The 516-nt window shown below is 43.0% G+C and carries 1 pseudogene; it reads left to right on the top strand.

Features of this window, described 5'->3' with window-relative positions:
• Window positions 1-516, top strand: a pseudogene (locus AB4585_RS26705) (hypothetical protein); the annotation flags it as partial.

Here is a 516-nt window from a genome sequence, read left to right as displayed (position 1 = left end):
ATGGCACTCAGCTACCCTGGCTTCATCAAATCATTCATCGCTAAGTTTGTTAACGCATCAACTGTTGATGGCTTTAACCCTTACCGCATTACTAAAGAGGGTATTGATTGGGAGCTTCTAGATCCAGAAGATGAGTGGAGCAACATTGGCTACTGGGGTGACCATCAGATCATCTACTTGCTTAAGTTCTTGGAATTAGCCGATAAGTTTGAACACGACGAGTTGATCGCTCTACTAAATACAGAGACGTACAGCTACGCGAACGTACCTTACGAAATTTGCGATGTGGATGGTTTGTTTGCCAACCCGAAAGATACTGTTAACTTTAACAACGAAAAACAGTCTCTGATCGAACGCAAAGTGGCTGAACTAGGCAGCGATGGTAAGTTAGTTCTAAACAGCGATGACTCTGTTTACATGGTTAACCTGCTAGAGAAAATCTTAGTTCCTCTACTCTCTAAACTGAGCAATTTAGTGCTTGATGGCGGTATCTGGCTAAATACTCAGCGTCCTGAG

Origin of the sequence: Vibrio sp. 10N.222.49.C9 (assembly GCF_041474985.1) — a bacterium.
In the GTDB taxonomy this organism is placed as follows: Bacteria; Pseudomonadota; Gammaproteobacteria; order Enterobacterales; family Vibrionaceae; genus Vibrio; species Vibrio crassostreae_C.
This window is presented reverse-complemented; position numbering and strand designations above follow the sequence as displayed.